Here is a 23955-nt window from a genome sequence, read left to right on the forward strand (position 1 = left end):
GGGAGAGTAGGACACCGCCGCAATTTTAACTCACGTAAACCCCTTGGAGCACCCCTCCAAGGGGTTTACTACTGTGCCCAAAGTGCGAAGACGGTTTGCTGTCGCTCTTTCAAGATGTTCGCCTGCGGGTACTTGCCGGGGCACTCACTGCTGCACGTGCCCATCTGAGAAGGCGGTGTTGATGGGCCCCTTCTGCAATCGAGGGTTCTCCCAGTGTGCTTTGTTGGCCCCTAGTATCTCTCGTATTGTCGCTCATTGTAAGCACTGAGTCCTCGTTATATAGTGCGCAACCTTCAAAGTCCTCATAGACTGAACACGACATCGTTCTTAATACAAGGAGAAACAATGAACCTCGACGATCTCAAGGGCAAGGCCGAAGAACTCAAGGACCAGGCCACCGACGCTGCTAAAGGTATGATGACCGAAGAAAACACCGACGGCATCCTGGATAAGGTTGCAGATGCAGCCAAGACAGCTACCGGCGGTAAGTTTGACGACAAGATTGACGCAGCTCGCGACGTTGTTGACGACAAGATCGGTGAATGATTCAACGTTAAAAGGTGGGCTAGAGGAAACTCTAGCCCACCTTTTGTCTACGACCGTCCCTTGAATGTTGGCATCACTCAATGCGTACGTTCGTTGGTTTTGCCTACCGCGTCTACCATTCTGTCATTAGTTCGTAGGCGCATTGAATCAATGAGGGACCCAGAAGGTTCTTGCAGTGTCTGAACGTACCTCACGTGACGTTGATTGAAGATTGAAATAAATATATAGTAGTTGAGAGTTTAAACAGTCTTAAGGAGTTTATCGTGACTCGTCTTGGCGTTATTCTTGGCACCGTCCGTTCGAACCGTGTTGGCGCATCTGTTGCTCAGTGGGTTGTCGACAAAGCAAATACTGTTGAAGGTGTCAACGCTGATGTTATTGACATTGCTTCCTTCAATATGTCCCTTTTCGCTGAGCCGATGCCGCCTGCAATGGCTACCCCGCAGGATCCTGGTGGCGCAAAGTTCAACGAAACCGTTTCGTCTTACGATGCGCTGATCTTTGTTTCTCCGGAGTACAACCACTCAATTCCTGGCGCCCTGAAGAACGCTATCGACTTCCTTGAGCCCAAGGCTCTCGCGAACAAGGGGGTCGGCTTCGTCGGCTACTCCTTCAGCGGTGGTGTCCGTCAGGTTGAACACCTGCGCCAGATTCTGGCGAACTTCGAAGCTGCGATGGTCACTCAGCAGGTTTCGCTTTCGCTCATTACCGACTTTGAAAACATGTCGGAATTCAAGCCGGGTGCACATCATGACAACGAGGTTCGGGACATGGTTGCGACAATGGTTGCGCGCACTGACGCTCTCGCGCCTCTTCGCTGACCAATAGCTCTTAGCTTTGTGGGGGATGGGTCGAATGACCCGTCCCCCACGTGGTTTTCCAGAGCAAGGCGCTATAGGAGCGCCTAAATAAACTTAGGATGTTGCAGGTTAAGGTGTTCTCATGTAAAGTTTCGGGTGCCCAAAACTTTACATGAAAATGGAGTCTTAATCAATGCATCGCTCAAATACCCGTATTTTCCAAGGAGTGGCACTTACCAGTGTGCTCGGTCTGGCTCTTGCCGGTTGCGCCAACCACGACGCATCCAACGCCAGCGCGAATAGCGGAACGGAGCATGGAAAAGTCGGCATCGTTGCCACCACAACCCAAATCTGTGACTATGTCACGCAGATCGCTGCCGGCGCGCCAGCGACGGCAGGCCTCGTCCTCGAGAAAACAGGCGCAGACGGACAAAAGACCACAATTGGTAGTGAAGATGCCGCGAACCAAACGCGACTCGAACTCACCTGCCTTCTTGCCCCCAACGCATCAGCTCACGAACATGAGCTCACTCCCTCGCAAGCGACAGCACTTGCCAAAGCTGACGTGCTCCTTGTATCCGGAGTTGACCTCGAGCATTTCCTTGACCGTGCGATTGAAGCATCCGGCTTCAAGGGAACGATGGGCGTCACCAGCGGCATTCTGACCAGCAAAGAAGTAACCGACCCGCAAGCCATCACCGAAGACGATTCGTTGCCCTACACGGTCGAACGAGGCACCCAAAAGGTCGAGGTGCGCAAGTGGCCCTTCCCGCCAGCAGAAGGCGAAACGGAACCTGAATTTGTCTACGATCCCCACGTGTGGACAAGCCCAAAGAACGCGGCTGTTCAAGTGGCCAACATTGGTGAATTCCTCAAAGAAGTAGCCCCCGACTCCGCCGCAGGAATTGAAGAAAGTGTCAGCGTTTACGCCGACAAACTGCGCAACCTTGACCAGTGGGTCCAAGACTCGATCAATAGCGTTCCGGCAGACTCGCGCATTCTCTTCTCATCACATGACGCGTTCGGCTACTTCTCCAAGGACTACGGGATCAACTTCATCGGCGCGGCCCTCTCTGACTTCAATGAACAGCAGGACGCGACCGCTGAACACATTCAGGAAGCCGCCCAAACCGTCATCGACTCTGGAGCAAAAGCGCTCTTCGCCGAAAACTCGAACAATTCAAAGTCAATCGAGAAGATCGCTGAACTAGCCGGTGTGAAGGCCATCATTGGCGACGACGCCCTATACGGCGATTCCTTGGGGCCGGCAGGATCCGCGGGAGAAACCTACACCGGCTCAATCATCCACAACGTCACGACCATCGTCACTGCTTGGGATGGCGTGGTGGCCCAGCTTCCAGACAACTTGAAGTAGGCAATACCCGTGACCACGAACGGCATCACCTTTCACGACGCTGGAGTTGGCTACGGGACGCGCGTCGTCCTCACCGGGGTTCAAGGGCGCATGAACCCCGGTGAGGCGCTCGCCCTAGTCGGCCCAAACGGATCCGGAAAAACGACGCTACTCAAAGCCCTAGCCCGAAGCGTTCCTATTCTCGAAGGACACATTGATGGCATTCCCGACACCATCGGATACGTCCCTCAATCGGCTGACCTCGACCTGACATTCCCCATCACTGTTGAACAAGTTGTCATGATGGGTCTCTACAAACAGATCGGACTTGCCCGTTTCCCCAGGAAAGCCCACCGAGAAAAAGTCGCCAGCACTCTGACAAATGTTGGTCTTCTCAGCCGAGCCAAGGACCGTTTCGGTGAACTATCAGGCGGGCAACGCCAGCGTGTACTCGTAGCGCGCGCACTTATCGCCCAACCGAAACTGATTCTGCTGGACGAACCCTTCAACGGTTTGGACCAGCCCAATCGTGATGCCCTACTCGGAATCATTCGACGCGCAAAAAATGATGGAACAAGCGTCGTCGTTTCAACACACGATCTCTCATTAGCCTATGACGTCTGCGACCAAGCGATCCTTGTCGCTGGGCGCCAGATCGCCTTCGGTCCCGTCCGCGAAGTCCTCACCCCAAAGCTCATGAAACAGGCATACGGATCCGAAAGCCTAGAAACTGAGGCCTGTGAACTTGCGACCTGTTACGACTCCCACAAGCAACGTGGAGAAGTCGCATGAACACGCTGTCCGATGGCGTTGCAACGCTCGTTGAACACCTTCGAGCGCTCGCCGAATCAATCGTGGGGCTCAGGGGTCTTGCGGCCTATCCCTTCCTATTTCGGCCATTTATATTTCTTGTCCTTCTATCAGTGGTGGCCGGCCTCGTCGGTACGCTAGTGAACCTACGAAAAGCTGAATTTAACGCTGAAGTCATGGTGCACTCAGTGTTCCCCGGAATCGTCGTCGGGTTCATCGTTGGCGGGAGCGACGCCATCATTATTGGTGCCGGATGTGCTGGCATCGTAGTTGTCATTGCACTAGTGGCAAGTCAGTCTTCCAAGCGAGAAAGCGACAACGAATCAGCGCATGAAGGTGCAACAGCGGTCATTCTGACTGCCTTCTTCGCACTCGGCATGACGATTTCCCTCAAAGTCGGTGATATGTCAGGGCAACTGGAAGCCCTCATGTTCGGGCGCTTGTTGGAAACGACCGACTCTGGGCTTGCTCAGTCGCTGGTCGTCTTTATCCTGACAGGAATCATGCTTGCGCTAACGTGGAAGGAACACCTCTACGTTGCGTTTGACCGGCAGGGAGCGCAGGCGTCACGCATCAACGTCAGAGGCATCGATTACGTGCTGAACGCGTGTATTGCCGCGGTCGTTGTCGCAGCATCGTCGGCAATCGGCGTGCTTCTTGTCATCGCGTTCTTGATCGTTCCAGGAGCAACTGGGCGTCTGCTTGGACGAACAGTGCGACAAACGAGCATTATTGGAGTGAGCGTGAGCCTTCTTGCCAGCTGGCTAGGCATGCAACTTCTCCTGACCCCCAGCCCGCGCCCCATCTCTCCGCAAGCGGGTGTCGTCCTTGTCCTTGTTGCACTGTTCTTCATCGCTGTCGGTATCGCTGCGATCGGGAAACGAAGGGGAAAGGTGCGCTGTTGATTTCTCATCTGGATGTTCTTCTCCTTCCTGTCATGGAGCTCGTTGCCGTGTGTTTACTCGCCGGGCTGGTCGGCGCTTTCGCCTTCCTCGACCGGAAAATCTTCTTTGCCGAGTCAGTCACGCACGGAACATTCCCAGGAGGCATTCTGGGCGTAGTCATCGCCGCCACGCTTGGGGCGAGTCATGAGCAGATGTCGCTTGCCCTGTTTGTTGGCGCCTTCCTTTTCTGTCTTCCCCTAGGTGGGCTGATGCGGTTCATCGGTGGAATTCCGGGGATTTCATCACAGGCAAGCGCCGGCATTGTGCTGACCTTTGGGTTCGCGATGGGCTACTTCCTGTACCGCTGGTTTTCGCCGTTGCCGATTCAAATCCAGTCGTTTCTGACCGGCTCGATTCTGACGGTTAACTCCTGGGATGTTGCGTCGGCCGGCGCGGGTCTAGTGGTGGTGCTCATCATCGTTGCCGTGTGGGGGAAAGAGCTGGTCTTTAAGAGCTACGACCCCATTGATTCATTGACGCGCGGGATGAACACGCGTCTTCTTGAGAGCCTGAGTATCGCAATGGTCATCGGTGCAATCGTCCTGTTGATTCCCGCCGTCGGCACCGTATTGTCGATTGCGCTTTTCGCTGCTCCCGCGGCGGGACTTGCCCCGCTGGTGAAGTCATGGCCACACTTCATGGTTGCTGCTCCGCTCGCGGGGCTGGGAATCGGAGTGGTCGGTTTCGCGTGCGGTGTGGCGTTCAACCTTTCGGTTGGTGGCATGATCGCGATTTTCGCCGGTATTTTCTTTGCCACGACTCGTCTGATCGTGTGGGCTCGTTGCGCGCAAGGGTGACGAGGCCGGGCGGTCGGTTGCGGTTCGCCCGAACGCGAGCCATGTGGGTTTCGTGAATTCAACGACGAGGCCAATCGTGGCTTGTACTGCCTCCCAGCTCGATGAGACGATGAGACCGTGCCAGAACAACGTGAACCTGTACAACGCCCTGCGTCCATCCTGCTTGCAGCAACCCCGATCGGTGATGTGGACGACGCTTCACCACGGTTTATCAGGGCCCTGCAAGAAGCTGAGGTTGTCGCAGCGGAAGACACCCGGCGCATGCTGGCCCTGGCTAGCCGTTTGAACGTTCGAGTAAACGGTAAAGTTCTCAGTTTGCACGATCACAATGAAGGCGACCGGGCAGAGGGCCTCGTCGACTGTGCCGAAAGCGGAGCGCGGGTCCTGCTGGTCTCTGACGCCGGAATGCCAACCGTTTCAGACCCCGGGTTCCGCGTGGTGCGAGCAGCGGTCGAACGTGGTGTTCACGTCTCTGCATTGCCTGGTCCGTCAGCCCCTGTTACTGCGCTTGCTGTTTCAGGCCTGCCTTCTGACCGCTTCAGCTTCGAGGGCTTCCTGCCCCGTAAAGACGGTGAAGCAAGCGCCTACCTCGAAGCGCTTGCGGACGACCCGCACACTCTCATTTTCTTTGAATCAGCCAAACGCGTTCATGGCACCCTGCAACGTATGGCCAGTGCTTTCGGCGGGGAGCGTCAAGCAGTCGTGTGTCGAGAACTGACAAAGAAATATGAAGAAGTTTTACGAGGCTCCCTATCGGACCTGATTACCCAGACGGAGGGGGAAGTACTCGGCGAAATCACGATTGTTATCGCCGGTTTCAAAGGCAAGAAGAGCGCTGAAGACCATGTGAAAACAGTGCTTGCGTTAGCTTCGGAAGGAATGCGACTCAAAGACGCGGCAGCCGAAGTTGCTTCGGCAACAGGCTTGCGGAAGAACGAACTCTATAAAGCTGCTCTCGCTTACAAAGAACAGTGATATGTGAGCAGATGACCTGAAATGGGGGGCGGTGCTACGTGTCAGTAGCACCGCCCCGGCGTCTTGGTAGGGAACCAGAATCCTCTTAGCTAATCTCGGTTGAAGGAACCTCCGGGATCCCAGCGTCTGCCAACTTCTTCGACGCAACAGCCCCAGTTTCCGGTGATACCGGCTCCGTCAGGTCGGAGAGCACTCGCACGGTAAAACCGGCCTTCTTCGCATCCAACGCGGTGTCGCACACGCAATGAGACTGCGCCAAACCGATGACATCAACCTCATTCACTCCGGCACCATCCAGTAAATCGCCGAGCAAAGTCCCGGCCTCGTCCATCCCTTCGAACCCAGAGTAGGCAGCCGCAAACTGGCCCTTCTTCACGTGGGCATCAACGTCGAGGTCCCAAATGGCAGGATGCAACTCCGCTTCGGCACTACCGGCCACGCCATGCGGTGGCCATGTGTCCACATAATCCGGGGTCGCAGAGAAATGAGCTCCCGGATCAATATGCCAATCCTGCGTCGTCGCAATAAAGCCGTACTCTTGGCGATGATCATCCACATACGTGCGGATACGCTCCGCACACGCATTTCCTCCTTCAACGGGTAAAGCCCCGCCTTCACAGAAAGTGGGCTGGACATCGACGATGATGAGTGCGCGTTTCATCTGAGCTCCTCTTACCTAGGTTGCCATCAACTCTACTGCGCTTGTTCACCGTTTTGACCGCGCTTGTTCACGGTTTTGACCGCGCTTGTTCAAGCTTTTGGGCAAACGCTCGTGGAAACAAGAAGCCTGCAGTGCCGTGATTAAGCCCTTTGAGCGCGCTTGTTGAAGAAATGCATCAGTGAATTCGGGTCATACGTGCCCACTGAAACGGTGAACAAGCGCGGTGTGTGGGGAGGCGGGTGTGGTGAACAAGCGCGGTGGGGGAACGGGGAGACGCGAGTTCGGAATATGCCCGACGGGGCACTATCCTTAGAACCATGAGCCGTATTTTGTCTGCAGTAGCTTGGCCTTACGCCAACGGTCCCCGTCACATTGGACACGTTGCCGGATTCGGCGTGCCCTCCGACGTCTTCTCGCGATACATGCGAATGGCAGGACACGACGTATTGATGGTGTCCGGAACCGACGAACACGGTACTCCGATCCTCGTCGCAGCAGACGGCGAAGGCGTGACCGCTCGCGAACTTGCAGACCGCAACAACCGACTGATCGTCGAAGACCTCGTCGCGCTCGGCCTGTCCTACGACCTCTTCACTCGCACGACCGCCGGCAACCACTACGCAGTCGTCCAAGAAATGTTCCGCACTGTCCGCGACAACGGATACATGATCGAACAGGTCACTCGCGCAGCAATTTCACCCTCAACTGGACGCACGTTGCCCGACCGCTACATCGAAGGCACCTGCCCGATCTGTGGTACTGAAGGCGCTCGTGGCGACCAATGTGACGCCTGCGGTAACCAGCTGGATCCCACCGACCTGATTGATCCGCACTCGCGCATCAACGGCGAGACCCCCAAGTTCGTTGAGTCCACCCACTACTTCCTCGACCTACCTGCACTCGCCGAAGCCCTGTCCGCATGGCTCGACGATCGTGAACAGTCCGGCACCTGGCGTCCGAACGTTATCAAGTTCTCCAAGAACTTCCTCGAAGACATCCGCCCGCGTGCCATGACGCGCGACATCGACTGGGGCATCCCAGTTCCCGGGTGGGAAGACCAGCCAACCAAGCGCCTCTACGTCTGGTTCGATGCCGTCATCGGCTACCTCTCAGCATCAATCGAGTGGGCACGTCGCACCGGTGACCCCGAAGCATGGCGCCAGTGGTGGAATGATCCCGAGGCCCTGTCCTACTACTTCATGGGCAAGGACAACATCGTCTTCCACTCCCAGATTTGGCCTGCCGAAATGCTCGGCTACAACGGTCAGGGTACCAAGGGTGGAAAGCCCGGAACGCTCGGCGTCCTCAACATGCCGACCGAAGTTGTGTCCAGCGAATTCCTCACCATGGAAGGCAAGAAATTCTCTTCCTCCCACGGCATCGTCATCTACGTCCGTGACTTCCTGGCTCGCTACCAGGCAGATGCCCTGCGTTACTTCATCAGCGCAGCAGGCCCGGAAACCTCCGACTCCGATTTCACATGGGCAGAATTCGTGCGCCGCACCAACGGCGAACTCGTCGCCGGCTGGGGCAACCTGGTCAACCGAACGGCATCGATGATCGCCAAGAAGTTCGGCGAAATTCCTGCTCCCGGCGAGCTTGAAGATATCGACCGTGCGCTATTGGACGAAATCAACAAAGGCTTCGAAACCATCGGTGACCTGATCCGTCACCACCGTCAGAAGGCCGCACTCTCTGAAGCGATGCGACTGGTCAGCGAAGCCAACAAGTACGTCACCGACACCGAGCCCTTCAAGCTCAAGGCGCCCGAACAGCGTGAACGACTTGCAACGGTTCTGCATACCCTCGCCCAGGCTGTCGCTGATCTCAACCTGATGCTCTCGCCCTTCCTTCCTCACGCAGCGAACGACATTGACCGCGTCATGGGCGGTGCGGGCAACATCGCTCCGATGCCACGCATCGAAGAGGTCGAAGAACTCGACCCGCAGGTTCTGCCCGAAGCATTCGATGGCCGCAACGGATACCCGATTATTACGGGTGACTACACCTCAGCTCCAACGTGGGAACGCCACCTCATCACGGTGGGTACCCCGATCGTGAAGCCGACGCCCGTCTTCACCAAGCTCGACGAAGCCATCGTCGAAGAAGAACTCGCACGCTACGCGGATTCAACTCCCGATGATGTGACCGGAGCCTGAGCCTTTGTAAGCTCAACTCATTCAACACCGCGAAAGGTGGGAAGCTCGTCCGCTTCCCACCTTTCGTCTGTCTACGGCAAGGCACGCCTTCTTCACTTGCCCCTGGCTTATGCCCGCCCGCGCCGTGAACAAGCGCGGTTGTGTGCGGGGGCAGACGGTGAACAAGCGCGGTTGTGTGCAGGGTGGATGGTGAACAAGCGCGGTGATTTTGGGGAGCGTGGCCTCGGCAATAGGAAAAGGCATAAGGATATTTTTTAGTTTTCTCAGAAACTACTTTACCTAGGACCTTTTGGAGTAAGGATTAATCGAACCGTCGAAAAACTATCGAATTTAATATTTTCGATCATCAAGTGAAAGAAATCGCTTCTATTTCGTCATTACGATTCCCTAATGGGAAACCTCAACGAAGAGGAAAAGACAACGATGTCTGTCCCATCAACACACTCGAAAGGAGAACCGCCGTATGTTACGACGACGGATCGTGAGTAGCCTGGCCGCCGCCGCGTTGCTCGTCGGGGGTGGCGCACTATCGCCAGCATTTGCCTCGGTGCAAACATCGCAGGAAAACGTTGGAGATATCCTTGGCGCGCCCGCAGCCGTGGAAAAGTCCACGAATGAACGCATCGCTGCATGGCAGAAACTGCAATTCGGTCTCTTCATGCACTGGGGTGTCTACTCAATGTTCGGAGGAAGCTACAACGGACAAGTTCAGTCCATCGGCTACCCAGAACAAATCAAGGCTTGGATGAACATTCCTCGCGAGGAATACCTCAAAGAAGCCAAGAAGATGACTGCAGACAAATGGGATGCTGCGAAGATCTGCCAGACCGCAAAGAACGCCGGCATGAAGTACGTCATGGTGACTTCGAAGCACCATGACGGTTTTGCCATGTGGGACACCAAGACGACCGACTACAACGTCGTCAAGCAGACAGCATTCGGGAAAGACCCGATGAAACAGCTCGCTGACGAATGCGGCAAGATCGACATGAAGCTCGCCTTCTACTTCTCCATCATCGACTGGGAGAAGCATGATCCCGAACCCTACTCCAACCTCAACCCCATCACTGAAGAACACCTTCAATACAACCTCGACCAGATCACCGAGCTACTCACCAACTACGGTCCGATCGCCGAGTTCTGGTTCGACATGGGTGGTCCGACCGCGGAACAATCTCAGAAGATGGCCGACAAGGTCCATGAACTGCAGCCGAACACAACGGTCGTGAACTCTCGCGTGTGGAACAACAAAGGTGACTTCAACGTTGGCGGCGACAACGCGGTCCACTCATCCTTCAGCATCGGTCCGTGGGAATCCATCCGATCCATCTTCCCCAGATGCTGGTCCTACTGTTCAGACTCGCGAGCAAATCGCTCAGCGGGCACAGCTAACAGAGTAATTAGCGAGGCCATCTCGAACCTCGTCGGTGTCGTAGCCAACGACGGAAACTTCGCTTTCAACGTCGGTCCGATGGGTGACGGTTCCTTCCCCGAATACGACGAATATGTTCTGAAGGAACTAGGAACATGGCACACTGATCACCCGCACGCCATCGACGGAGCAAGTGCAACATGGATCCCCGCACCGTCTAACGCTCTCCTGACAGTGAATGGTTCAGACCTGTACATCTTCCCGAACCAGTGGAAGTCCGGAGAATCAATCACCGTTCCTGGACTGGCAAACAAGGTCACCTCAGTCACGGTTGATGGCAAGGGAACCCCCGTTCAATTTGCTCGCAACGGCCTTGACCTGACAGTGACGATGTCCGGAGAATCCCCTGACAAGTACCGTCCGGTCATCAAGGTTGCCCTTGACGGTGAAGCACGCTACGTCCCCACTCAGACCGTGAACCTCGACCACGGAAGTGGCACCATCCCGACGCGCGATATTGTCAAGCGCACCGTTGGCACCTCGTACAACGCGGCCATCCTGGACGCCTACATCGTTGATCGCTCTGGCGAAAAGTACGGCGATGTCGAATTCGATCTCACCCAATCGTCGGGTTTCCAAGACGACGTTGAATACAATGTGACCTTCAACGGCGTCACCCAGCTGTTCAAAGGAATTGACCTGAAGACCCGTCCCATCTCCGGGTACACGATGAACCCGAATGAGGTCTCTCGCCTTCGCATCCAGCTGGCGAACCCGAGCTATTACACCGATGCTCTCAACGTCAAGGTTGAATCGATCAAGGTGGCAGCATACAAGGATCACGCTGCCTCGGTTGCTCCGACCTTCACGTCTCAACCGAGCGACGCACAGGTCGTCGAAGGCGAATCCGTCACTTTCGCTGCCGGCGCTTCGGGTCGCCCAGCTCCGACCTACCAGTGGTACCGCATTGGTGACGACGGCGAGGACATACTGATTGAGGGTGCAACGAATTCCTCGTACACCTTCGTCACAACAAAGGATGACAATGAAGCAGATTTCTTTGTCGTTGCCACCAACGAAGCTGGAACAGCCGAGTCTGACATCGCAACCCTGACGGTTGTCGATCCCTCGTTGAACGTGGCCCTCAAGAAGCCTGCACGCCAGTCTTCTGACAGCGCCTGGAACGGCCCAGCATCCCGAGCCGTCGACGGCAACACGGATGGAAAGTGGGACAACGGTTCGGTTAGCGCAACGGCTACGCAGAATGATCCCTGGTGGGAGGTTGACCTTGAGCAAACAGTTCCGGTCGGACAGGTTAACATCTACAACCGTTCTGCTGACGATCAGTGCAACGGAAGACAGTCGTGTGCGGAGCGCCTGAAGGGCTTCTACGTTATTGCTTCGAAGGACAAGCTTGACGACAAGCTATCCAGCGAAGAAATTGAGAAGAAGGGTGAAGCAGGAGAACTCAAGTACTTCAAGGTCGAAGAGAAGGCTGATTTCCCGACCAGTCTGAATTTCGATGGCTACCAGGCTCGCTACATTCGTGTGCTGTTGCCAGGAAACTGGAAGGAACTCAACCTTGCTGAGGTTGAGGTCTACAGGCAGAACACTGCTCCCACCGCGGTTATTAGCGCAGTTGCTGACCCTGAAGAAGGCTTCAACGTTTCGGGCGACCAGCTGAACGCTGTTCCCGGATCGATCCTGACATTCACTGCTGAAACAAGCGGCTTCCCCGCCCCTACGCTTCAGTGGCAGACTTCGGCTGATGGTCAGACATGGAACGATGTGGAAGGTCAGACTCAGCAGGGCTACTCGTTTGAGATCGACGCGAAGCACCACGGTTTGAAGGTGCGAGTTGCTGCAACGAACAGCGTCGAGACAGCGTACTCTGAGCCACTCACGATCAATATCGTCGAAAAGCCGGCCCTCACCCCGCTGTCCGCTAGCTTGAACGACTCGGTTCTTGAACCGGCTGACGATGGTGCGTGGCAGAAAGTCACAGTGAACGAGGGCGAAACCGTCGTCCTGTCCACGACGGCTTCAGGTATGCCCGTTCCGACGATTGCATGGCAGTCACGTGAGGTCAACGGCGATGAGGATTCGTGGACTCCAATCGAAGGAGAAACGACTGAAAAGCTGAGCCTGACGGCATCGAAGGAGGTCCAGTCGCATCTCTATCGTGCGGTTGCAACCAACTCGCAAGGTGAAGCAGTAACGGCTCCGCTTCGTGTTGTTCTGCACCAGCAGGCTCCGACTCCGAACCCTGGTGGTGATGAGCCTGGTCAGGCGGATGTTCCGACTCTTGAGCTGGGTGCTGCTCAGGTGAAGGTTGGAGATACTCTGTCGATTCGTGTGAAGGGTCTGAAGAAGGACGAGCGTATTAAGCTCACCGTTCACTCGGAGCCAGTTGTAATCCCTGAAAGCGATATCAAGTATGACTACGAGGAGGGGACTGCTCAGGCTGATTGGAAGGTTCCGGCTGGCTTTGAAGTTGGCAAGCACACTGTGAAGATGGTGAGCACGGCGGGTGAGCGTGTCATTAAGTTCGAGGTTCTTCCTGCGGATGTTGTGCCTGTTCCGGATCAGTCGAATGCCGATAAGCCTGTTGGTGATTCTCAGCCTGTGAAGAAAGCCTCGGTGAAGAAGCTTTCTTCAACGGGTGCTGATGCGGTTTTGCTTGCAGAGCTTTCGGCTCTCTTCCTCGCTACTGGTGTGGCTGGGTTTGCTGCGCGCAGGCGTGTGCGTGACTGATCGTTGAGTGTCGGTCTGGCATAGATGAAGGTGCCTCGGGGTTGTTCCCGAGGCACCTTCTTTATGTTGTGTGCGCCCGATGGTGAACAAGCGCGGTTGTGTGCAGGGTGGATGGTGAACAAGCGCGGTCAAAGATGCGCTGCGCGCGACTGAAAAAGCGGGCTAACGATCTTTCGGCTTGCCGACGAAGAACGCGGAAATGATCAGCACTAGGCCGAGCGCTGCAATCAGGCCGATGAAAACAAACGGCAACTGTACGACGTTCAAGAACGGCAGAACAATCAGGAACACTCCGATGGTAATAACGATCAGCGCCCAGATGAGCTGCCCTACCCGAGGTTTCGTCGAAACTTCCACGACGGGTTCTGAAGCATGTGCTGCGGCGTCTGCTGCGGTCCAAACCTTAGTCGGCTGCTCCTCGGAGGTGGGCATGGCGGTTGTCTCGTCGGCTACGTTGAACTCGGTCGTTGCTTCATCAGGCATATGAGAGGTGGTCATGCTGCGCTCCTTAGCGTTGAGTCAGCCGAGAGAACCCACGATACGGGGGAAACGTCGGCTCCTGAAGTAGTGGAAGAAGTGGATGCGCCAGACGTGCTAGCCCCGGACTGTGAGGAGGAAGAACCTGATTGTCCCTGATCAAACGCTCCCGACTGGCCAGTCGAACCAGACTGGCCCTCGTCGGATTCGGGCGTTGAAGAAGGAGCTGGAGTATTGCCGTACCAGTCTTCCTCGTAGTTGAAGCTCCACATCCATGAAGTGATGCGAACCGTGATCCCGTCACTGTTGTTGAAGGTCGGGGATTGAACCGATACCGGATTTTCTGCGTCAACTGAATCGTTGCATCCACGCAGGGCGTTCACCCACGTCCTGTTCTTTGAAGGGTGAGTGTTATCGAAAGAATACTCGACCTCTTGAATTCCCATTTCGCAGATGATGCGGACCGGCTGATCGGTGCGCGCAGAAATCTCTAGGTCACTCACGCTAGGGTCAACGACGATTTCTTTGGAAGTTCCCGCGGGAGCCTGCGAGATGTCAAGCAACGCTCTCCCCCGAGAAGAATAGACCGTCGATTCGGTCCAATCGCTGACTAGCGTTTCGCTCGAATAATCGAAGGAAGCGGTGTATTCGGAGGCCGTTGCGATGCCGAACAAGACAGTCGGCAAGGACAAGAACGCGCCGATTATTGACAGGGCGACCAACCAGTCGGCTTTCCGTCCACGCATTGATGCGATCGCGAGGGCAAGACCTGTGATAAGCATGCAGATGCCACCACCGATCAGACCGATCTTCGTGCCGAAAATCAGCATCTCGGCGGAGCCATTGTCCATGTAGTAGTACATGAGTCCAAATGTCGTCGCCATTGCCAGAAGAACAAGACCGGTGACGACCAAGTTTGTCCGGCGCCCGACGCTACGGACGAACGGAGTCAGCGGTGGAATCCAGTTGTTCGCTCCATTGTTCATCGGCGTGTTGGGAGCCTGATAAGGTGCCGAATTCATAGGAGCATTCGGATATGCCGGCTGGTATGGTGTTCCGGCATTATTGTGATACGCGCCGTTTGGAACCTGCGAAAAACCTCCGGTGTATGGGGTTGCTGGCTGTGTGGGATTTGGGGACGAGGCCGCCCACGCAGGAGTCGGCATCATGCCCGGATGGGGGGTGGAGTATGTGGCACCGGTCCCTGAAACGTTCGTTGCGTCTGAAGTGGGCTGACCGGCCTCGTTCATGGAGGTTGAAGCGAAAGCTGAAGAGGAGTGCCCAGGCTGACTATTCGGATCCATGCTCATTGGCGGATTTCCTTGAAACGTCGTGGGTGCTGACCGTCGGTCGTGGCGGAGCAAAATAACGGCGATGACGATGATCGCCACTAAGACAAGCAGTGTGCCGAGTGGGACGAGGGGTAATTCTTCGATCACGACTGAGAATGGGAAAGCTGAGGTGCTTCCCATCAGGATGAACAGGATTGCGCCCGCCTGTCCTGATTCAAATCGACCATTTACGAGTTCTTGAGCGTGGATTCGTCCAGTCATCTGATCGGGAAGGAGACCCCACCCAAGACCGTAGGCTGCCAACAGTGGCGGGAAGACCAGCATTGCCACAATGCTGAGCCCGCGGACAAGCGCTAAGTCCCAACCGGTTCGGGCGGAAATCGCTGCGCACACGCCACCAATGGTCCTCACTGATGGGCGGTACCATCCGGAACGTCGGATGGAGGCGAAGAATCCGCCACCCGTGTTGTATCCACCCTGGCCCGGTGGGAACGTTCCATTATTCGGAGTGAAACCTGGCCCACTGAAACCTGGTCCACCTGGGTATTGAGCGTTGCCGTTGAAAGCAGCATTCGACGCATTTGCGTCGTTCGGGTTGAAGCCACTGCCGGAAGGGGTGTCCCCGGTCGTGTCCTGACCGTACGGGTGCGAAGAGTTCATGTCCATACTCAACAGTGTGGTCGCTTCGCTGAACCGGCGACAGTGGGGTTATCCCTTAACTGTCCCTGATTTAGCCCCTTAAAGTCGCGGTCGCTGTTCGAAAGATGTGAAGATAGGTCGTGTGAATGAAGGCGAAAACAAAGGGTATATTCCCGTTCAGCCCGGCATGGCCAATACTGTCGGTGGCTGGCGTCCTCCCATGCCTTCTACCTACCGTGCTCCGCTGAAACGTGCGCGCGAAATATCAGCAGATATGCCGAGCGCCCGCATCGCTGGGGTTTGCTCCGGCCTATCTGTTCACCTCGGAGTGTCAGTCACGCTTGTTCGCGTGCTGATGGTCCTTGCTGGACTCTTCGGTGGAACGGGCATGATCCTCTACGTCTGGCTGTGGGCAATGGTCCCCGAAGATGATGGGCAACGCATCCGTGTTGGGGGCGCTCCGATCGGAGCCAACCTAGCAACGAAAAAACAGGGCAATCCGCACGATGCAAGTAGGGGACAGCTCCTGCTTGCTGGAGTGCTGATTCTGCTTGCGGCCCTCGTTGCAACACTGTTTGCTTGGACGAATGTCGCCCGTCTGTTCGACGTAGCATCGGCAGGTTTGATCATCGCCGGCTTGGGACTGGTGTGGAGCCAAGGGGCACATATTCAGCAGTGGCGATCATCCAAATTTCTGGCAATCATCGGCGCGGGAATCGGGCTCCTCTTCACTGGCGTGCTCTTCCTTGCCGGACGCGGAGACCCGCCAATCATCTTGCTTCGCGGCGGCCTGATCGGTGCGGTCGTGGTCGCCGGCGTGCTGTTCGCATTACTTCCGCTTTGGTTACGCACGTCGAAAGACCTTTCAGTAAGCCGTGAACGAGAAGTTCGCGAGGCCGAGCGCGCCGACATCGCAGCGCACTTGCATGACTCGGTTCTTCAAACACTCACACTGATTCGTTCGGCCGCTTCCGACCCCGCTCGCGTACGAGCACTAGCGCTTGCAGAAGAACGAGAGCTACGATCCTGGCTCTACACCGGTCGTACGCAGGCAAATGAGTCATTGTCGCAAGCAATCCGAAACACCGTCGAACAGGTGGAAAGCCGTCACGGTATCCCCGTTGATGTTGTTGCGGTCGGAGATACTGTCCCGGGTCCTGGTGAGCTAGCGATGGTCGCCGCAATCGGAGAAGCTGTAGCGAATGCCGTCAGGCACGGCGAACCTCCCGTTTCTGTATATGTTGAAGTTCGACCGAACGTTATCGAAGCGTTCATCAAAGACTCCGGTTCAGGATTTGATCTGGCTTCAATCCCGAGCGATCGGCACGGCGTTCGTGACTCAATCATCGGTCGTATGGAACGCGTAGGAGGAAAAGCCAGAATCAGAATGCTTCAGAGCGGAACAGAAGTAGAACTCAGCCTCCCAAGAGAGTAAGCAAACGCTCAATAACAAGAAACACTTATCCGCAACCACGGCAGTGAAGAAAAGCGAAGAGAATAGACCTATGACAATTCGACTCATCGTGATTGACGACCACGCAATGGTTCGCGCTGGTGTTCGCGCAGAACTTGAAAACTCCGGCGCAGACCTCGAAATCGTCGGCGAAGCAGCAGACGTTGATGGAGCAATCGCGGCATGCCATGAACTTCGCCCCGATGTCGCCCTGCTCGACGTTCACCTGCCCGGAGGTCGCGGTGGCGGTGGAGCAGAGGTTTCCGCTCGATGCCAAGATATTGAGGGTCTACGCTTCCTAGCCCTCTCTGTCTCAGACTCACCCGAAGATGTCGTTCAGGTCATCCGAAGTGGCGCTCGCGGGTATGTCACCAAGTCGATTTCTACCCCCGAACTCCTTGAAGCTATCGGTCGTATTGCTGCCGGAGACGCGGCGTTCAGTCCTCGCCTTGCCGGCTTTGTGCTTGACGCATTCGGCACTGGGCAGGTTGCCATCGGTGACGACGAACTCGATCTTCTCTCCGCTCGCGAACAGGAAGTCATGCGTCTGATTGCTCGCGGTTACACGTACAAGGAAGTAGCCTCCGAGCTCTTCATCTCGGTGAAAACAGTAGAAACACACGTATCGGCTGTGTTGCGCAAACTTCAGCTGTCGAACCGTCACGAACTGACCCGCTGGGCAATGCAACGTCACATCGTGTGAGGTCAGCCTCGTGAATAAAAATCGCGAAGCCGAAAGTCTGCTGTGAACCCGAACGCATTTCGACCCTGAGGCGCGAAAGGCGACCGAAGAGGCGCCCCCTGAGCCGGCTGACGCGGTAATCTCCATTCGTTACGAATATTGCTTTGGCATTCAGAGCTTTCAGTAGGGGAGACCATGCACCGTATCGGATTTGACCGCGACACCTACCTGCGACTCCAGTCTCAGCACATCGCCCAAAGGCGCGCTGACTTCGGTGGAAAGCTCTACTTGGAGTTCGGCGGCAAACTCATCGACGATATGCACGCATCGCGCGTATTGCCCGGCTTCACCCCGGATAACAAGGTCGTCATGCTGAAGGAACTTGCTGACGACGTCGAAATCATCGTCGCCGTGAATGCCAAGGACTTCCAACGTCATAAAGTGCGCGCAGACCTCGGCACCACCTACGACGACGAGGTCCTGCGCCACATCGACGAATTCCGCGACTACGGACTGTACGTCGGCTCTGTTGTTATTACTCAGTGGACTGACGATAATCGCGAAGCGCAGGCCGTGAAGCAGAAGTTCGAGCGCCTCGGTATTACCGTTTACCGCCACTTCCCGATCCCCGGCTATCCGAACGATGTTGCGCGCATCGTCTCGGATGAAGGCTACGGCGCAAATGAATACATCGAGACCGCCCACGACCTGATCGTCGTCACCGCCCCCGGCCCGGGCTCCGGCAAGATGGCAACCTGCCTGTCCCAGCTGTACCACGACCACAAGCGTGGCATCCGCTCCGGCTACGCGAAGTGGGAGACGTTCCCGATCTGGAACCTGCCTCTAGACCACCCGGTTAACATCGCCTACGAGGCGGCAACTGCTGACCTTGACGACATCAACATGATCGACCCCTTCCACCTGGAAGCCCACGGCGAAAAGACCGTTAACTACAACCGCGACGTCGAAATCTTCCCCGTGTTACAGCGCTTGTTCACGCAGATCCTGGGCGAATCCCCGTATCAGAGCCCGACCGACATGGGTGTCAATATGGCGGGCAAGTCGATCTGCGACGACGACGCGTGCCGCGAAGCGTCCAAGCAGGAAGTGATCCGTCGCTACTACAAGGCATTGGTGACCGAAAAGAAAGAACTGTCTGAGCCGGTTCAATCGGAACGCATCGCTCTGGCGATGTCAAAGCTGTCAATCACGCCGACCGATCGCCCAGTTGTCCCGCCGACGGTTGCGCTCGCTCAATCAACTGGCGCTCCGGCTGCTGCGATTGAACTGGCTGACGGTCAGATCGTCACGGGTAAGACGTCGGCTCTGCTTGGCTGTTCATCGGCCATGTTGTTGAACGCCCTGAAGATCCTGGCGGGTATCGATTCTGAGGTGAAGCTGCTGTCGCCCGACGCGATCACGCCGATCCAGACTTTGAAGACTCAGCATCTGGGTTCCGCGAACCCGCGTCTGCACACCGACGAGGTCCTGATCGCGCTGGCCGTCTCTGCTTCCACTGATGGCAACGCCCGCCGAGCTCTTGAATGCTTAGGCGAGTTGAAGGGCTGTGACGTTCATACTTCGACGATTCTCGGCTCAGTGGATGAAGGCATCTTCCGTTCGCTTGGCGTTCAGGTGACGAACGAACCCGTCTACGCAACCAAGTCGCTGTATCGCAAGAAGTAGAACTGGTTGGGTTGAGCGGGCGTGAGTGCGCTTGTACCGAGGTGCCGTGCTTGTTCAGCGTTTGCCGTGCTTGTTCACCGTCTTCGTAGAAGCAAACGTGTGTGATCTGCGTTTTTACGGTGCTTGTTCACGCGAAGGGTAGCGTGCTTGTTCACCGTGGGGCTGCGCTTGTTCACTGTTGCGGGCGTGATTGCGCGCTGTCATGGTCGTGCTTGTTCACCCGAAGCCCCGGCTACTTCTCAGGATGAACACCTGTCGGACGTTTTGCAGATTGGTTTCTACATGGTCTGTTTTAGGCTAGGAGAGCGATGACTGATTTCACTTCTCTTCCCGATCTTGGCTCCGCTTCATTCTCAGAATGGGGCGGTGTGCCAGAACCTGGGCCTGAGTCGCCGGTATATGACTTCCCCGGCGGATCCGTTCCAGGTGAAGATGTTGTGCCCGTTTTGGATGAATCTGAGTACTTCTCTCAGGCGAATAGGACCAGCTCGAAATCTGCGTTCGGCTATTCGGGCAATGGAAGTAAAGAACCTTCAGACTGGCAGTCCCGGCCTCGTTTTTCTGAACCGGATGAACTCATTAGAGAACTCAACGATCAGCAACGCGAAGCTGTCGTCCACGACGGCGGACCTCTACTGATTATGGCGGGCGCGGGATCTGGGAAAACGCGCGTGCTTACTCACCGAATTGCCTACCTTCTTGCTACAGGGCGAGCCACACAAGGGCAGATTCTTGCGATCACGTTCACCAACAAAGCCGCCGCAGAAATGCGTGAAAGGGTTGGCGGGCTGGTCGGTCATGGCGCGGAGTATATGTGGGTTTCGACGTTCCATTCGGCCTGCGTGCGAATCCTGCGACGTGAGCACGAGGCCGCCGGTCTGACTTCGTCGTTCACCATTTATGACGCGCAGGATGCTCAGCGACTCATTCAAATGATCCTGAAATCGATGGATGTCGACGTGAAGCGATACTCACCCAAAATGATCGCGGCCAAGATTTCAGATCTAAAAAATGAACTGATTACTCCCGCCAAATACGAGGAAACCTGCGCAAACGACCCAATTTCAAAGATCGTCGCAAACACCTATCGCGAATACTCAAAGAGAATGCGCGAATCGAATGCGCTGGACTTCGATGATCTGATCATGGCAACGGTGCAGTTGCTGAAAGACAAGCCACTGATTGCTCAACAGTATCATCGGCGCTTCCGCCACATTCTGGTGGATGAGTATCAAGACACGAACCATGCGCAGTATGTCCTGGTTCGCCTACTTGTCGGCGATGGCGATGACGGAGTAGAACCCGGTGAGCTCACCGTGGTTGGTGACTCAGACCAGTCGATTTACGCCTTCCGCGGTGCAACAATCCGCAACATTGAGCAGTTTGAGCGCGATTTTCCGGGTGCGCGCACGATTCTTCTGGAGCAGAATTATCGGTCGACGCAGAATATTCTCTCTGCCGCGAATGCAGTGATCGCGCGCAACCAAGGGCGTCGACCAAAAAACCTGTGGACAGCTTCAGGCGATGGTGCGCTCATCACTCTTGACGTAGCTGATTCTGAACATGATGAAGCACGTTTTGTCGTGTCTGAAGTTGATCGCCTGGCTGATCAGGGTGCTTCATATGGTGATGTTGCAGTCTTTTACCGTACAAACGCCCAGTCACGCGCCATCGAAGAACTCCTTGTGCGTCAAGGAATTCCCTACCGCGTGGTCGGCGGAACACGATTCTACGAGCGCAAAGAAATCAAAGATGCGCTGGCCTACCTGCAAGCGATCTCCAATCCTGATGACAGCGTTGCCGTCCGCAGAATTATCAACGTTCCGCGTCGTGGGATCGGCGCAAAAGCTGAAGACGCTATCGCAGTCCATGCTTCTCGATACGGTATTTCCTTCGGCCAAGCTGTCCGAGACGTCTGGGAAAGCGAAGGATGCCCGCTGGGTGAAAGTGAAGGTATTGAATGGCAATACCCGACGGTCAGTCAAAGCGATGCGACATCGCCCGTCGATGTTGCCACCTCTTCTGCTTCCCCTTCAGGTGAACCTTTCCCATCGAACGGAAGAGACCTAGGGAAACAAACAAGCGAGTCTTCCCTTGTCGAGTCTGAAACACCGGGGGCCATCGTAGACAATGCGCTCAGTGCGTGGGCAGACCTAGAGGTACGTACATTCGAGCAAAATCCGTCGGATGCTCAAGATGTAAACTCGGCCTCGTCGATCGGAAATTTGCCCAGCCGGCAGTTGCACCCCAGTGGTGAACAGCGCGAGGTCCTTGGCCTTTCTCCGCGAGCGCGAAAGTCGATTGCGGCGTTCTGGGGTCTTATCGAATCTACTCGGCAAGCAAGTGAAAAGGGGGTGTCGACTGCCGATATTCTCGAGGAGATCCTGGATAAGACGGGATACCTCGCTACGCTACGAAAGTCGGAGGATCCTCAGGATGCTTCGCGCGTGGAAAACCTTGCAGAATTGCACTCAGTAGCGATTGATTTCGCGCACGTGAACCCGCGCGGTAGTGTGGTCGACTTCCTTGAGCGAGTCGCACTCGTTGCAGATTCGGATCAAATTCCATCTGAAGACCAGCGAAGTGGTCAGGTGACGTTGATGACGGTGCATACAGCGAAGGGACTGGAATTCCCCATCGTGTTTGTCACCGGCATGGAAGATGGGACCTTCCCGCATCAAAGGTCGCTTGGGGATGAGTCTGAGCTTGCGGAAGAGCGTCGCCTTGCGTACGTGGCAATTACGCGTGCGCGTGAGCGACTGTATTTGACTCGAGCCTCTATTCGCTCAGCTTGGGGTAGTCCGCAAGAGATGTTGCCGTCCCAGTTCCTCGCAGATATTCCGCCGGAGCTATGCGATATTCGCCGATCCTCAACTGCAAGTGAACGACTGCGTTCGCGCGAAAACTCCTGGGGGAGCGGATGGGGATCGGGCTCCTACTCTTCGCACACCGGTCGTGCCTTGGATGATGATGGGCCAGTTTTTGGCTCCGGTAAAGCAGAAACTGCCTCTCGAGTCACAGGTATTCGAACCGGGAAAACCATACGCATGGGTGCGCAACAAACGTCACGCAATACGCACCGACCACTCCTTGACTTGAAGGTTGGCGATAGGGTTAAACACGCGAGTCTGGGGGAGGGAACTGTTGTTGGCCTCGAAGGTCAGGGGAAAACAACGGTTGCTCGGGTCAAATTCAGCGAAGCGGAGAAGCGCCTGCTTCTTCGAGTTGCACCCCTAGAAAAAATCTGAATCGAACATAAATTGGCGTTCTTAGGACGAACGGCCTAAATGGTCGTTAGTCTGTTCAATGACAAGCCATAGATGACAAAGGAGTCCACCCGTGGACCTGTATGAATACCAAGCACGTGACATGTTTCGAAAGCACGGCGTTCCCGTACTGCCCGGGCTTACCGCAACGACTGTCGAAGAGGCGCGCACAGCGGCAACTCGTCTGCTCTCAGATGGCGCCGAGCTTCTCGTCGTCAAAGCGCAGGTGAAAACCGGTGGCCGCGGAAAGGCAGGTGGCGTCAAACTTGCTTACACTGCCGCAGAAGCCGCTGAAAAAGCAGAGGCAATTCTTGGACTCGATATCAAGGGACATATCGTCAAAACCCTGCTGATCGCATCGGGTGCCGACATCGCCGAGGAATACTACTTCTCGATCCTCCTTGATCGATCGAACCGTCGCTACCTTGCAATGTGCTCCCGCGAAGGCGGTATGGACATTGAAACCCTGGCGAAGGAACGCCCCGAAGCCCTAGCTCGCGTGCCTCTGAACCCCGTCATCGGAATCAACGATCAAGTGGCACGGGAGATCTTGACGCAAGCGGGATTCCCCGCTGAACGCCAGGATCCCCTCATTCCGGTCCTCGTCCTGCTCTGGGAAACCTACCGCGACGAGGACGCAACCCTTGTCGAGGTCAATCCTCTTGTCACTGCCACCGACGGTACCGTGTGGGCAGTCGACGGCAAGGTCAGCCTGGACGACAACGCCCGCTTCCGCCATCCGGAACACGAAGAACTCGTCGACCGAGCCACCCAAGATCCCCGCGAGGCGCTGGCGAAGGAAGCCGGACTGAACTACGTGCGCCTCGAAGGTGAAGTTGGCATCATCGGTAACGGTGCTGGTCTGGTCATGTCAACCCTCGACGTCGTTGCGATGGCCGGTGAAGATCTTGGCGTAAAACCGGCAAACTTCCTCGATATCGGTGGCGGTGCTTCGGCTGAAGTGATGGCAAAGGGCCTCGACATCATCCTCGGCGACGAGCAGGTTCGCTCTGTCTTCGTTAACGTTTTCGGTGGCATTACCGCATGTGACAAGGTCGCGGAAGGCATCATCGGAGCTCTCGAAGTTCTTGGCGACTCTGCGACGAAGCCTCTGGTGGTTCGCCTCGATGGAAATAAGGTCGCCGAAGGTCGAGCGATCCTCCAGGCAGCGAACCATCCGTTGATCCACATGGTTGAGACCATGGACGATGCCGCACGACGTGCAGCTGAACTTGCTGTTAAGGCCGTTGCTTCTCAGCCGGCTCAGAACTGACCAGACGAAAGACAA

17 protein-coding genes are annotated in these 23955 nt (G+C 56.0%); 14 read left to right on the top strand and 3 right to left on the bottom strand.

All coding sequences use genetic code 11. The features are described from left to right. The first annotated feature begins 345 nt into the window (after positions 1-345). The 7 genes from QP381_RS08025 to rsmI all read left to right on the top strand — a co-directional run bounded on the left by QP381_RS08025 (position 346) and on the right by rsmI (position 6226). Positions 346-546: an Rv0909 family putative TA system antitoxin gene (locus tag QP381_RS08025; protein ID WP_103633075.1), complete on the top strand. Its 201-nt coding sequence runs from the start codon at positions 346-348 to the stop codon at positions 544-546. 263 nt (positions 547-809) lie between these two features. After that, on the top strand, positions 810-1367 hold the full coding sequence (locus tag QP381_RS08030; protein WP_219585446.1) for an NADPH-dependent FMN reductase: 558 nt from the start codon (positions 810-812) through the stop codon (positions 1365-1367). Positions 1368-1539: 172 nt separating this feature from the next. Beyond that, the gene (locus QP381_RS08035; protein ID WP_219585445.1) at positions 1540-2721 is read left to right on the top strand and encodes a metal ABC transporter substrate-binding protein; all 1182 of its coding nucleotides are present in this window, start codon (positions 1540-1542) and stop codon (positions 2719-2721) included. A gap of 9 nt (positions 2722-2730) precedes the next feature. Next, positions 2731-3492: a metal ABC transporter ATP-binding protein gene (locus tag QP381_RS08040; protein WP_219585444.1), complete on the top strand. Its 762-nt coding sequence runs from the start codon at positions 2731-2733 to the stop codon at positions 3490-3492. Next, positions 3489-4415, top strand: a complete 927-nt coding sequence (locus tag QP381_RS08045; RefSeq protein WP_219585443.1) for a metal ABC transporter permease — start codon at positions 3489-3491, stop codon at positions 4413-4415. Before QP381_RS08040 ends, QP381_RS08045 begins: the two co-directional genes overlap by 4 nt. Next, the gene (locus QP381_RS08050) at positions 4412-5251 is read left to right on the top strand and encodes a metal ABC transporter permease (RefSeq protein ID WP_285068375.1); all 840 of its coding nucleotides are present in this window, start codon (positions 4412-4414) and stop codon (positions 5249-5251) included. Before QP381_RS08045 ends, QP381_RS08050 begins: the two co-directional genes overlap by 4 nt. Positions 5252-5368: 117 nt before the next feature. Continuing rightward, complete coding sequence (rsmI, locus tag QP381_RS08055; protein ID WP_006681548.1) at positions 5369-6226, top strand: 16S rRNA (cytidine(1402)-2'-O)-methyltransferase; 858 nt, start codon at positions 5369-5371, stop codon at positions 6224-6226. 85 nt (positions 6227-6311) lie between these two features. On the opposite strand, the gene QP381_RS08060 is transcribed toward rsmI, so the two are convergent. Further along, on the bottom strand, positions 6312-6887 hold the full coding sequence (locus QP381_RS08060; protein ID WP_103633081.1) for an isochorismatase family protein: 576 nt from the start codon (positions 6885-6887) through the stop codon (positions 6312-6314). Between the two features lie 317 nt (positions 6888-7204). On the opposite strand from QP381_RS08060, the gene metG reads away from it, so the two are divergent. Beyond that, positions 7205-9046, top strand: coding sequence for a methionine--tRNA ligase (gene metG / locus QP381_RS08065; RefSeq protein ID WP_103633082.1), 1842 nt, complete (start codon positions 7205-7207; stop codon positions 9044-9046). 463 nt (positions 9047-9509) lie between these two features. Further along, on the top strand, positions 9510-13172 hold the full coding sequence (locus QP381_RS08070; protein ID WP_285068381.1) for an alpha-L-fucosidase: 3663 nt from the start codon (positions 9510-9512) through the stop codon (positions 13170-13172). A gap of 162 nt (positions 13173-13334) precedes the next feature. Here the strand turns inward: QP381_RS08070 and QP381_RS08075 are convergent, their stop codons facing one another. Continuing rightward, positions 13335-13670 (bottom strand): hypothetical protein, encoded by a 336-nt coding sequence (locus QP381_RS08075; RefSeq protein ID WP_285068383.1) that lies wholly within the window; start codon positions 13668-13670, stop codon positions 13335-13337. Continuing rightward, the gene (locus tag QP381_RS08080) at positions 13667-15607 is read right to left on the bottom strand and encodes a PspC domain-containing protein (protein WP_285068385.1); all 1941 of its coding nucleotides are present in this window, start codon (positions 15605-15607) and stop codon (positions 13667-13669) included. The genes QP381_RS08075 and QP381_RS08080 overlap by 4 nt, the downstream gene beginning before the upstream one ends. A 247-nt stretch (positions 15608-15854) precedes the next feature. On the opposite strand from QP381_RS08080, the gene QP381_RS08085 reads away from it, so the two are divergent. The 5 genes from QP381_RS08085 to sucC all read left to right on the top strand — a co-directional run bounded on the left by QP381_RS08085 (position 15855) and on the right by sucC (position 23940). Beyond that, entirely contained in the window at positions 15855-17015 is a 1161-nt protein-coding gene (locus QP381_RS08085) for an ATP-binding protein (protein WP_040318668.1), read from the top strand. 70 nt (positions 17016-17085) lie between these two features. Then, positions 17086-17736: a LuxR C-terminal-related transcriptional regulator gene (locus tag QP381_RS08090; protein ID WP_006681541.1), complete on the top strand. Its 651-nt coding sequence runs from the start codon at positions 17086-17088 to the stop codon at positions 17734-17736. Positions 17737-17910: 174 nt separating this feature from the next. Then, positions 17911-19401 carry a DUF1846 domain-containing protein gene (locus QP381_RS08095; protein WP_006681540.1) on the top strand — a complete coding sequence of 497 codons (1491 nt, stop codon included), beginning with the start codon at positions 17911-17913 and terminating at the stop codon, positions 19399-19401. A 308-nt stretch (positions 19402-19709) separates the two neighbouring features. After that, positions 19710-22649, top strand: coding sequence for a UvrD-helicase domain-containing protein (locus QP381_RS08100; RefSeq protein ID WP_285068387.1), 2940 nt, complete (start codon positions 19710-19712; stop codon positions 22647-22649). A 91-nt stretch (positions 22650-22740) separates the two neighbouring features. Next, entirely contained in the window at positions 22741-23940 is a 1200-nt protein-coding gene (sucC, locus tag QP381_RS08105) for an ADP-forming succinate--CoA ligase subunit beta (protein ID WP_285068389.1), read from the top strand. Positions 23941-23955: the final 15 nt, after the last annotated feature.

Source organism: Pauljensenia sp. UMB6358 (assembly GCF_030216865.1).
GTDB lineage: Bacteria > Actinomycetota > Actinomycetes > Actinomycetales > Actinomycetaceae > Pauljensenia > Pauljensenia turicensis_A.

Bases quoted from the DNA above. Each gene is read 5' to 3' on its own strand.
- QP381_RS08100 (WP_285068387.1), top strand. From the start codon at position 19,710: ATGACTGATTTCACTTCTCTTCCCGATCTTGGCTCCGCTTCATTCTCA.
- QP381_RS08095 (WP_006681540.1), top strand. From the start codon at position 17,911: ATGCACCGTATCGGATTTGACCGCGACACCTACCTGCGACTCCAGTCT.
- QP381_RS08080 (WP_285068385.1), bottom strand. From the start codon at position 15,607: ATGGACATGAACTCTTCGCACCCGTACGGTCAGGACACGACCGGGGAC.
- QP381_RS08060 (WP_103633081.1), bottom strand. From the start codon at position 6,887: ATGAAACGCGCACTCATCATCGTCGATGTCCAGCCCACTTTCTGTGAA.
- QP381_RS08045 (WP_219585443.1), top strand. From the start codon at position 3,489: ATGAACACGCTGTCCGATGGCGTTGCAACGCTCGTTGAACACCTTCGA.
- QP381_RS08090 (WP_006681541.1), top strand. From the start codon at position 17,086: ATGACAATTCGACTCATCGTGATTGACGACCACGCAATGGTTCGCGCT.
- metG (WP_103633082.1), top strand. From the start codon at position 7,205: ATGAGCCGTATTTTGTCTGCAGTAGCTTGGCCTTACGCCAACGGTCCC.
- QP381_RS08070 (WP_285068381.1), top strand. From the start codon at position 9,510: ATGTTACGACGACGGATCGTGAGTAGCCTGGCCGCCGCCGCGTTGCTC.
- QP381_RS08035 (WP_219585445.1), top strand. From the start codon at position 1,540: ATGCATCGCTCAAATACCCGTATTTTCCAAGGAGTGGCACTTACCAGT.
- QP381_RS08085 (WP_040318668.1), top strand. From the start codon at position 15,855: ATGCCGAGCGCCCGCATCGCTGGGGTTTGCTCCGGCCTATCTGTTCAC.
- QP381_RS08075 (WP_285068383.1), bottom strand. From the start codon at position 13,670: ATGACCACCTCTCATATGCCTGATGAAGCAACGACCGAGTTCAACGTA.
- QP381_RS08025 (WP_103633075.1), top strand. From the start codon at position 346: ATGAACCTCGACGATCTCAAGGGCAAGGCCGAAGAACTCAAGGACCAG.